Here is an 8,314-nt window from a genome sequence, read left to right on the forward strand (position 1 = left end):
ACAGTTTTTCTTAATTTCTAAACGATTTTATCAAAAAAAGGCACGGCCATATCCAGCCGTACCTTCTTGTTTTAAGTATGTGAACTAAAGGTTCTCTCCATTTTCTTCAATCAGTTTTTGGTACCAGTAATAACTGTCTTTCTTATATCGTTCCAAAGATCCTTCTTGTGTTTCATCTTGATCAACATATACAAATCCATATCGCTTTTGATAACCGTTCAGCCAGCTAAGCAAATCTGTATAAGACCAGGTGCAATAGCCTAGGACTTCTGCTCCATCCGAAATTGCTTCTTTGATGGCTTTGACGTGGCTTTGTAAGTAATTGATTCGATAGTCGTCATGGATTTGTTTATCTTCTGTCAACTTGTCATACTCTCCTAAGCCATTTTCCGTAATCAGTACCGGCATGCGGTAACGGCTTGTGATACGACGCAGTCCGATCCTTAATCCTTCTGGGTCAATCTCCCAGTCCCAATTTGTTCGTTCGACAAATGGATTCTCAACTTTTTTATACATTCCAGGAACTCCAGTTTCTTCTGATGAACCTTTTTTTCCTGTCGTATTCATTTTTCCTGCACCAACTCCGTTTAATGGATTGAATGCATTCGTCGCCGTTTGATAGTAATTGATCCCAAGAAAATCTGGTTTAGCAGATTCTAGCAATTCTGCATCGCCAGCTTCAATCGTTGGTGCCCATCCTTTTTCTTCTAAGAACCTCATGGCAGCAATCGGATATTTTCCCCACATATAGACATCCATCCAATAATTGGCCATCAGGTCTTCAGCATTTTCAGCAGCCAGAACATTTTCAGGATTACTGTCAATTGGATAATTTGGCGTATACGCAAAGCTTGGTCCGATTTTCCCAGGCATTTCTAACTCGTGAAATTTATTGATGACAGATGCATTTGCTAAATTAGCAATATGGTTAACTTCATACATTCGTTTCGGGTCTGTCACACCTGGCGGATGTGCTGCTAACAAATAACCTAATGAAGTGAAGATATTTTGTTCATTCAAACTAATCCAGTAATGGACTTTCCCGCGGAATGCCTCAAATAATGTTTCTGCATAATGAGTGAAATCTTCAATGATCTGACGTGATTCCCAACCATTATATTCATCTTGCAATGCTTGTGGAAGATCCCAATGATATAAAGTCAACATAGGTTCGATATCGTTTTCAATCAATTCGTCGATCAATCTCTCATAAAAAGCGAGCCCAGCTTGATTGACTTCTCCTCGTCCATTAGGAAAAATCCGTGTCCAAGCTACAGAGAAGCGGTAAGCTTTCAGACCTTGTTCTTTCATTAAAGCAATATCTTCTTTATAACGATGATAGTGGTCTACTGCCAAATCACCGTTCGTTCCTTTAAATGTCTTTCCTGGAATCCGAACAAATCGATCCCAGACTGATTCTCCTTTCCCATCTTCTTGCCAAGCTCCTTCTACTTGATACGCTGCAGAAGCAGAGCCCCACAGAAAATCTTTTGGAAATGAGGTAAGTTCTTTGTGTTCCATTCATCTCTTCCTTTCCTATAACCTTCAATCGTTCCTCTTTTAGAATAACACGAAACCCCTTCCACAACAAAATAAAATTATGTAAAGGAGGTTGTGACAGAAGTGGTCAGCTTCAAGAAACAAGAAGTAATGTACGAAAATTGCTTCTCAAAGTTTTGTAAAATTTCGGCTTATTTTTCGAAGAAGCTACTTCTGGAACACCGTGTATAAGAGGTTGTGAAAAAGTCGCTTAGTTTCGAGTAGTAAGAAAAATTTTGTGAAAATGGCTTTCTACATTTTTGCATAAATTTGGCTTAATACCGAGAAACTGGCTTTTGAACACCGTTTACCAAGAGGTTGTGAGCCTGCCATTCAGCTCCGAGTCACAAGGAGTTGGCAGGAGAACACTGTTTATTCGGAAAAAGGGACTGTGACACGTCTTTTGTCACAGTCCCCTATTTGTTAATTTCTCGGCGTAACATCTTCGCCAAACCATTTATCGGATATTTTTTGGAATTCACCTGTTTTCTCTAGTTGATCTAGGGCTTCATTGATTTTTTTCACTAATGTACTATCTGACTTGCGTGCACCAACTGCAAAATCCTCACTTTCATAAGAACCTTTTGTTATGTTGAAGTCTTCTAGTTCGTTTCTTTGTTTCAAATAATAGTCTGCGTATACTTTATCCATCAGCAGACCATCGACCCGTCTGCTTTTCAGATCGATCAATGCTTCATTAAAACTATCATACAAAACAGCATCTTGGTTTTTGACTATCTCTTTTAATACTTCTGGTTGTTTCGTAAATACATCATAACCAGATGACCCATTTTGCGCACCTAATCTCTTATTATTCATTTGTCCAAAGTTTGTGATTCCTGATTCTTTAGGTGTGATCAGCACTTGATCGTTTTCCATATAAGGTTTTGTAAATTGCACTTTCTTTTCTCTTGCCGGCGTTTTGGAATAGCCGTTCCATATCAAATCGATCGTTCCATTGTTCAGTTCAAATTCCTTCATTGACCAGTCAATGGGCTGAAAGTCTACCGTAATCCCATATTGTTCAAAGACTGCTTTGGCTAAATCAATATCAAATCCTGTGAGCTTCCCGTCTTTATCTCTAAATCCCATAGGAACAAATGTATCGTCTAAACCTATAACGATTTTTTTCTCTTCGTTGATAGTCGCCCAATTATCTGCTGAAGTTTTTTTGTTCGAACAGCCTGCAAAAAGAAGAAGACCTGCGATCAAAGCGAATAGAAAACTGTTTTTTTTCATCTCTATCTTCTCCTTTCTTAATGAATTGGGGAAACTTTTAGTAATTGATCACCGACATTTTCTGCAAATACTAAATCATGGGTGACAATAATTTGGGTTACCCCATCTTCTTTCAATGATAGGATCAAACGCTCGACTTGCTGGCGTAATTCAGGATCTAAAGCACTTGTTGGTTCATCATAAGCCAATACCCGTGGATTCATAGCCAATGCTCTGGCAATCGCTACCCGCTGTTTTTGTCCGCCAGAAAGCTGATAAGGATAGTTATTCAATAAATCACCAATCCCTAATGAAGCCGCTAATTCTTCTGCTTTTTTGGTGTATTCTTCTTTTGTCTGTTTCAATACCATTTTTGGTGCTAAGGTAATGTTTTCAAAAATATTCAGATGTGGAAATAGCTGGAAGTCTTGGAATACGACTCCTACAACTTGTTCTTTCATTTTAAGCTCGAATGGGTTGAACGGTACACCGTCTAAATAAAATTCTCCGCTGTCAGAACTTTCTAAGCCAGCCAAGATACGTAAAAGCGTGGTTTTACCGCCACCGGAAGGACCTACGATAGCTAATGTTTTCCCATCTGGAATGATCAGATTCAAATCTTTGATTATTTTTTTTTCACCAAATGCTTTGTTCACTTTCTTCAATTCAATCATATTTCTTCCTCCTATCAGTTAGCGGTAATAATTTAATTTTCCTTCAACTTGTTTCATTACGATTGTTAGAATACCAGTCAATGTAAGATAGATGATTGCCACGCCTAGCAAAGGCAGTAAAGTCGCGTCGCGTTCCATCGCGATTTTCCCAGCACGCATTACGTCACCTAAACCTAATATATAGATCAAGGAAGAATCTTTGACCAAGTTGATAACTTCATTCCCTACAGAAGGTAAAACAATCTTTGTCACTTGTGGGATGACGATTTTCGTCACCGTTTGAAAGGGACTTAATTGCAAAACTTGCGCTGCTTCATATTGACCTTGAGGAATCGATTGTATCCCTCCACGAAAGATCTCTGCAAAATAAGCTGCATAGTTTAAGATAAAGGCAATGAGTGCTGCTTCGAAACGATCAAAAACGATCCCAATCGTCGGCAACCCATAAAAAATAAAAATCAGTTGCAACAACAGCGGTGTTCCCCGCATAACCCATACATATGTTTGAAGCAAGTAGCGTAGCGGCTTAAAATGCAAAGACAATCCTAATGCTAAAACAATCCCTAATGGTAATGAGCCAATCAAGGTAAATAAAAATAATTTCAATGTTGTGAGTGCTCCTACTAATAATTGCGGCATAACTTCAATCAAATACTCCATCTTCTTTTCCTCCTTTAAAATAAAAAAATCCTCTTGGCAAATGCCAAGAGGACGTATTATACGTGGTTCCACCTCTGTTTATTTTTTCCTTGCAGAAAAAACCTCACACAGTCGTTGCCGTTCAGATGAAAACAAAAAGTCCTTTGATCCGAAGATCAAAGGACGTTAATCACGTGGTTCCACCTTTTTTTACCGGCTCCTCACGGAAAAGCCAGCCTTATCTGGTCATCTAGCAACGACCGCAGCTGTAACGGGCTCCCCGGATTTTCCTACTATACGCTTCAGAAAATCGACTCCAAGATGTGTTTCACGGTTAACTGCTGCCTCTTTCCACCAACCAGAGACTCTCTAAAAACACCTAACGGCTACTCTTCTTTTCGATGTCATTTGTTTTAACTTTACGTGTAATTTACATGATTATTTTTCATTTGTCAACTCTTTTTTATGATACACTAATAAAAAAAGGAGGGTGATGCGCGATGAGTCGTGCAACCGAACAAGAAGCTTATGAACTACTAAAAAAACTGGGTATCTCTTTTCAAAAAGTCGATCATCCTGCGATTACGTCAGTCAAAAATGTCCTTTTTTCCCTACCTGGTCCGCAAGTAAAAAATCTATTATTGAAATCAAGAAAAGGAAAACAAATCTATCTTGTCATCTTGCCTGATGAAAAGCATGCCGATTTAAAAGAACTAGCTGAACAATTAAAAGAAAACCGCTTATCTTTTGTTTCTGAAGAACAGCTTCCTGACCTCCTAGGCGTTCCAGCAGGTACAGTGACTCCATTAGCATTGATGCACGACAAAGAGAAAAAAATCCAAGTCGTGATCGATGCTGCTATTGATCGTCAAGATACCGTAGGCTTTCATCCAAATATCAATACCACTACGTTGATCATGGATTTTTCCGACTTTGAAAAGATACTTGTTTACTTAGAACATCTGCCAGTTTATGAAAATTTGTAATGATAGAGTAGTTTTCTTATTTCCCAATTCAAGCGTCTTTTTCTTTATTTAGCACAAAATATATCAGAAATTCTTTTGGCCAATCAAACAATGTAACAACTAGTATGAACGCTGAAAACTAATACGAGTATTCTTCCATAGTTAGCCAAATCCATATTTATTGATTCTACGAAAAAAGAAGCATATATAAAAATGCTTCTTTTTTCGATTATAAATCGGAATTTTATTCTTTTGATTTCAGTCATATTTAACAAAAAATATTATATTCTAACTAAACTTTTTTATATTTTTGTAAGAATATCCCAGCACAGATAGTTACTATCAATAAACCAATGATTACAGCAAAACTAGATTTTTTACTACTTGTTTTAGGAAGAATGCTTTTTGATTTATTTGTTATCTGTTTAGGTACAGCTCTCTTACTAATATAATTGGTTCTTTGTTCGCTGGATTCTCCTGTATGAGCAAATATTTGCAATTTTTGAGAGAATAGATTTCTAATTTTCTCTCTCTCTGTCTTCTCTGGAAAATTTTTCCACGGTGTTATATGGCTACCTGGTATAGATATATTTGTTTTTTCCGGTGTATAACTGTTTTTGATGTTATACCCGTCAATCGTCGTACTGTATTCGGGCACGTTGTCTTCCGTTACAGTATAGATGATTTCTTGCCCGTCTCTGTATTTTGGCAGATTTGTGAAACGATAGCGCCAATCATCTTTTTCACTTACTTCTTTGTGTTGGATCGGTTGACCGTCGGCTAATAGATTTACTGTGATCGTCGTCGGTCGTTTGCCGTCTTGGTTCTCATTGTCTTCCCATGTTTTTTGTCCAGAAACCTCTTTGGTTTCTGGTACATGGGTATTGGTAATAACGATGTTTCCATCCTTTGTTTGTTTAACTTCACTGGTATAGCCAGCTACTTTGGTCAACTCTTCCACTCGATAAGTGATAGCTTGACCTTTCGCCTTTTCTGCCAATTCGTTCCACGTGGTCGTCCAGTGATTCTCCTCGCTCAGTTCTACTGCTTCGCCTACTTTTTGGTTATTAGCATACAGCTGGACTTGGATACTTTGAGGTCGTAACCCATCTTGGTTATTTCCATCATCCCATACTTTAGTAGCGCTTAAACTAGTTTTACCCGGTGTATAACTGTTTTTGATGTTATACCCTTCAATTGTCGTACTGTATTCGGGCACGTTGTCTTCCGTTACAGTATAGATGATTTCTTGCCCGTCTCTGTATTTTGGCAGATTCGTGAAACGATAGCGCCAATCATCTTTTTCACTTACTTCTTTGTGTTGGATCGGTTGACCGTCGGCTAATAGATTTACTGTGATCGTCGTCGGTCGTTTGCCGTCTTGGTTCTCATTGTCTTCCCATGTTTTTTGTCCTGAGACTGAAATGACTTCTTTATTCTCATTTGTAACGACTAGCCCGTTTTCAATTTTTTGATAACCTGAAGGGACATAATCATTTCCGTTTTGATCTACTTCTTGCACTTTAAACGTATATTCGTTTCCACTATCATCATACTGTTGGATATCTTCCCAAGTCACTGAAGTTATTCCATTGTCTAATCGTTTTGTTTCTGCATCAGGAACTGGTTCCCAATTGTTTGTACTTGCTCTGAATAATTAAAAAATAAATACTCGGTCTTGGAGTGGTTCCACCGTTCCAAATTTTAGTTGCTGTGATGTTCGTAACCTTTTTCTTGTTATAAATAGGTAAACTGACTCCCTCTGTATCATTTTCGTTTATGGAGAATTTGAGTTCATTTGAACTTAGTGGATCAAAATCAATCCAATTGGGTGCTTCTTTTTCTTTTACAACATAGTCTCCTACTTGCAGGCCTTTGATACTAGCTTCTCCCTGTTCATTCGAAGTCAACAGGATACTAGACTGTCCTTGAATAGGCTGTTCATCTGCTCGTCTTAATTCGAAAGTCACATTTGGGATACCAATCTCTGTGTCATTAATATATTTGAAAATCTTCAATTCGCCTCTAACTGTACCGTTGACTCCACCAGAAGCTGAAATATTTTTAACTGTATGATTGAAACTTTCTCCATCAACAGCAGGTTTATTAAATTCTTTAAACCAAGCTTCCGAATGATTCTCAAAATTTATTTGTTCTGGGTTTTCTATGATCGTCTTATAACTCACCATTATTTTCCTAAGATTGACAAAGTTTTTTGGTATAGTTATTTCAATGTAATTATCAGTTACTGAAAAATTAAATGTAGCGCCGGGGAAATCTTGTAAAAATTGTTGGATTCCCTCTTCTCCTCTATAAACCTTCTGTTCACCTAAGTGTATTTGATTAATTTCAAACGTACTTGGATCTAATCTTTGTCCACTTTGGATTTCATCACTGATTTTAACTGGTTGTTCAACATAAGTGCCGTTATTGTTAATATTCAAAAACCATCGAATGTGCTTAGTATCTTCAGGTAGCATGTCTCCTGTTTTATAATAAAAAACGCTAGAAGAAGAACCAGAAGCTGGCTTTGTCACATTACAGTAGCTGTTTTATCACCGCTCGTCACGGTGAATGGTCCCGTATTTTCTTCACCGGTATCGGTTACGTTTCTGGCCTGTATCTCAAATTGCCCCCAACCTTCTACTGAGTCTAGGTTTTTAATATTTTCATTAAACACAACCTGCGCAGAATCTTTTCTGACCGTTAAAGTTCCAACATTTTTATTTTCAAACATTAGTGGGATTTCTTTTTGGAATCCTTCACCGCGAATATTTCCTTCACTTGACCAATTGATCCAAAGATAATCACCTGGCTGGATATTTTGTTTTTTTTTCGTCAAACGAGAATTTTATTTTTATGTTTCCTCCATCTGTAATATTTGTTGGATCCACGGTCAACGAAGTGACATTACTGCTGATATCTCTACCTGCATCCGCATAGACATGAACAGGAATCAGTGATGTTATATTAGTAATAATAAATAACAATGATAAAATAATATTTCTACACTTTTTCATTTTTTCTATCTCCCCTATTTTAACTAAAAATAATCCATACTATATTAGTACTCAAAAACCCTTGTTCTCAAATCCTCCCTCACTCATTTCATTTCCAACCTTTCAACCATCAAATAGATAGTTATTTTACAAACATTTAGAAAAAATAAATATGCCAAAAAAACTTTTATATAAAGTTTTTCCTAATAATAATTATTTTTTCACATATGTTCACTTTATTTTACTTATTGCTTTCATTTTTTCAAGCTATATTTCCAAT

Annotated in this window: 5 protein-coding genes, 1 pseudogene and 1 other annotated feature; of the genes and pseudogenes, 1 reads left to right on the top strand and 5 read right to left on the bottom strand. The window is 37.2% G+C overall.

All coding sequences use genetic code 11. The features are described 5' to 3' along the window. Positions 1–84: 84 nt before the first annotated feature. The 4 genes from RG571_RS05425 to RG571_RS05440 form a co-directional block, all read right to left on the bottom strand. On the bottom strand, positions 85–1,521 hold the full coding sequence (locus RG571_RS05425; protein ID WP_002289243.1) for a glycoside hydrolase family 1 protein: 1,437 nt from the start codon (positions 1,519–1,521) through the stop codon (positions 85–87). Positions 1,522–1,962: 441 nt separating this feature from the next. After that, entirely contained in the window at positions 1,963–2,778 is an 816-nt protein-coding gene (locus RG571_RS05430; protein ID WP_002318672.1) for an amino acid ABC transporter substrate-binding protein, read from the bottom strand. Between the two features lie 17 nt (positions 2,779–2,795). Further along, positions 2,796–3,431, bottom strand: coding sequence for an amino acid ABC transporter ATP-binding protein (locus RG571_RS05435; protein WP_002339743.1), 636 nt, complete (start codon positions 3,429–3,431; stop codon positions 2,796–2,798). Positions 3,432–3,449: 18 nt separating this feature from the next. Next, positions 3,450–4,091 carry an amino acid ABC transporter permease gene (locus RG571_RS05440; RefSeq protein WP_002289240.1) on the bottom strand — a complete coding sequence of 214 codons (642 nt, stop codon included), beginning with the start codon at positions 4,089–4,091 and terminating at the stop codon, positions 3,450–3,452. Positions 4,092–4,135: 44 nt separating this feature from the next. Beyond that, positions 4,136–4,481, bottom strand: a binding site (T-box leader). An 89-nt stretch (positions 4,482–4,570) separates the two neighbouring features. Between RG571_RS05440 and RG571_RS05445 the strand changes: the two genes are divergently transcribed. Then, positions 4,571–5,056, top strand: a complete 486-nt coding sequence (locus RG571_RS05445; protein WP_002318671.1) for a prolyl-tRNA synthetase associated domain-containing protein — start codon at positions 4,571–4,573, stop codon at positions 5,054–5,056. Between the two features lie 271 nt (positions 5,057–5,327). Here RG571_RS05445 and RG571_RS05450 read toward each other — a convergent pair. Then, positions 5,328–8,055, bottom strand: a pseudogene (locus tag RG571_RS05450) (Cna B-type domain-containing protein). Positions 8,056–8,314: the final 259 nt, after the last annotated feature.

This window comes from Enterococcus sp. FR204 (genome assembly GCF_031143325.1).
Lineage (GTDB): Bacteria > Bacillota > Bacilli > Lactobacillales > Enterococcaceae > Enterococcus_B > Enterococcus_B faecium.